Source organism: Pseudomonas sp. RIT411, assembly GCF_003057735.2.
GTDB classification, from domain to species: Bacteria; Pseudomonadota; Gammaproteobacteria; order Pseudomonadales; family Pseudomonadaceae; genus Chryseomonas; species Chryseomonas oryzihabitans.
Window position 1 is genome coordinate 1 of the sequence record NZ_QBIZ02000035.1, and the last position, 3,250, is coordinate 3,250.

At 53.4% G+C, this 3,250-nt stretch carries 2 rRNA genes; both read left to right on the forward strand.

The features are described from left to right. Window positions 1-51: 51 nt before the first annotated feature. A 23S ribosomal RNA gene (locus DBY63_RS24680) occupies window positions 52-2,944 on the forward strand. A 160-nt stretch (window positions 2,945-3,104) separates the two neighbouring features. After that, window positions 3,105-3,220: ribosomal RNA gene (rrf, locus tag DBY63_RS24685) — 5S ribosomal RNA — on the forward strand. Window positions 3,221-3,250 lie beyond the last annotated feature (30 nt).

Below are 3,250 nucleotides of genomic sequence, written 5' to 3' on the forward strand. Positions count from 1 at the left end.
TGCAGATCGGTAGCGTCCTTGTGACGTCAGCGAGATTGCTTGGGGTTATATGGTCAAGTGAAGAAGCGCATACGGTGGATGCCTTGGCAGTCAGAGGCGATGAAAGACGTGATAGCCTGCGATAAGCTTCGGTGAGGTGGCAAATGACCTGTGACCCGGAGATCTCTGAATGGGGGAACCCACCTAGCATAAGCTAGGTATCTTAACCTGAATCCATAGGGTTAAGAGGCGAACCAGGGGAACTGAAACATCTAAGTACCCTGAGGAAAAGAAATCAACCGAGATTCCCTTAGTAGTGGCGAGCGAACGGGGACCAGCCCTTAAGTTGATTTGAGAGTAGCGGAACGCTCTGGAAAGTGCGGCCATAGTGGGTGATAGCCCTGTACGCGAAACGCTCTTATCAATGAAATCGAGTAGGACGGGGCACGAGAAACCCTGTCTGAATATGGGGGGACCATCCTCCAAGGCTAAATACTCCTGACTGACCGATAGTGAACCAGTACCGTGAGGGAAAGGCGAAAAGAACCCCGGAGAGGGGAGTGAAATAGAACCTGAAACCGTATGCGTACAAGCAGTGGGAGCCTACTTTGTTAGGTGACTGCGTACCTTTTGTATAATGGGTCAGCGACTTATTTTCAGTGGCGAGCTTAACCGAATAGGGGAGGCGTAGCGAAAGCGAGTCTTAATAGGGCGTCTAGTCGCTGGGAATAGACCCGAAACCGGGCGATCTATCCATGAGCAGGTTGAAGGTTAGGTAACACTGACTGGAGGACCGAACCCACTTCCGTTGAAAAGGCAGGGGATGACTTGTGGATCGGAGTGAAAGGCTAATCAAGCTCGGAGATAGCTGGTTCTCCTCGAAAGCTATTTAGGTAGCGCCTCATGTATCACTCTGGGGGGTAGAGCACTGTTTCGGCTAGGGGGTCATCCCGACTTACCAAACCGATGCAAACTCCGAATACCCAGAAGTGCCGAGCATGGGAGACACACGGCGGGTGCTAACGTCCGTCGTGAAAAGGGAAACAACCCAGACCGTCAGCTAAGGTCCCAAAGTCCTGGTTAAGTGGTAAACGATGTGGGAAGGCTTAGACAGCTAGGAGGTTGGCTTAGAAGCAGCCACCCTTTAAAGAAAGCGTAATAGCTCACTAGTCGAGTCGGCCTGCGCGGAAGATGTAACGGGGCTCAAACCAGGCACCGAAGCTACGGGTATCACCTCTGGTGATGCGGTAGAGGAGCGTTCTGTAAGCCTGTGAAGGTGAGTTGAGAAGCTTGCTGGAGGTATCAGAAGTGCGAATGCTGACATGAGTAACGACAATGCGAGTGAAAAACTCGCACGCCGAAAGACCAAGGGTTCCTGCGCAACGTTAATCGACGCAGGGTGAGTCGGTCCCTAAGGCGAGGCTGAAAGGCGTAGTCGATGGGAAACGGGTTAATATTCCCGTACTTCTAGTTACTGCGATGGGGGGACGGAGAAGGCTAGGCCAGCTTGGCGTTGGTTGTCCAAGTTTAAGGTGGTAGGCTGACTGTTTAGGTAAATCCGGACGGTCTAGGCCGAGAGCTGATGACGATCCTTCTTTTAGAAGGAGAAGTGGTTGATGCCATGCTTCCAGGAAAAGCCTCTAAGCTTCAGGTAACTAGGAACCGTACCCCAAACCGACACAGGTGGTCGGGTAGAGAATACCAAGGCGCTTGAGAGAACTCGGGTGAAGGAACTAGGCAAAATGGCACCGTAACTTCGGGAGAAGGTGCGCCGGTGAGGGTGAAGGGTTTACCCCGTAAGCTCATGCCGGTCGAAGATACCAGGCCGCTGCGACTGTTTATTAAAAACACAGCACTCTGCAAACACGAAAGTGGACGTATAGGGTGTGACGCCTGCCCGGTGCCGGAAGGTTAATTGATGGGGTTAGCGCAAGCGAAGCTCTTGATCGAAGCCCCGGTAAACGGCGGCCGTAACTATAACGGTCCTAAGGTAGCGAAATTCCTTGTCGGGTAAGTTCCGACCTGCACGAATGGCGTAACGATGGCGGCGCTGTCTCCACCCGAGACTCAGTGAAATTGAAATCGCTGTGAAGATGCAGTGTATCCGCGGCTAGACGGAAAGACCCCGTGAACCTTTACTGTAGCTTTGCACTGGACTTTGAGCTTGCTTGTGTAGGATAGGTGGGAGGCTTTGAAGCGTGGACGCCAGTCTGCGTGGAGCCATCCTTGAAATACCACCCTGGCAACCTTGAGGTTCTAACTCTGGTCCGTTATCCGGATCGAGGACAGTGTATGGTGGGCAGTTTGACTGGGGCGGTCTCCTCCTAAAGAGTAACGGAGGAGTACGAAGGTGCGCTCAGACCGGTCGGAAATCGGTCGCAGAGTATAAAGGCAAAAGCGCGCTTGACTGCGAGACAGACACGTCGAGCAGGTACGAAAGTAGGTCTTAGTGATCCGGTGGTTCTGTATGGAAGGGCCATCGCTCAACGGATAAAAGGTACTCCGGGGATAACAGGCTGATACCGCCCAAGAGTTCATATCGACGGCGGTGTTTGGCACCTCGATGTCGGCTCATCACATCCTGGGGCTGAAGCCGGTCCCAAGGGTATGGCTGTTCGCCATTTAAAGTGGTACGCGAGCTGGGTTTAGAACGTCGTGAGACAGTTCGGTCCCTATCTGCCGTGGACGTTTGAGATTTGAGAGGGGCTGCTCCTAGTACGAGAGGACCGGAGTGGACGAACCTCTGGTGTTCCGGTTGTCACGCCAGTGGCATTGCCGGGTAGCTATGTTCGGAAGAGATAACCGCTGAAAGCATCTAAGCGGGAAACTTGCCTCAAGATGAGATCTCACTGGAGCCTTGAGCTTCCTGAAGGGCCGTCGAAGACTACGACGTTGATAGGTCGGGTGTGTAAGCGCTGTGAGGCGTTGAGCTAACCGATACTAATTGCCCGTGAGGCTTGACCATATAACACCCAAACAATCTGACCGCGGTCAGAGCGTGAGGAAGACGACGCCGAAAACGGGCGCGTGGGTTCGCAAGACCCCAAAGACGACACGTCTACTTCGATCACAGACCCAATTGGGCCAGCCAGGCAGCTGTATCGCCTGGCCAGCCAACCGAATTGCTTGACGAACATAGAGCATTGGAACCACCTGATCCCTTCCCGAACTCAGAAGTGAAACGATGCATCGCCGATGGTAGTGTGGGGCTTCCCCATGTGAGAGTAGGTCATCGTCAAGCGCCTAACACCCAGCACCCCCGCTCAGTTCA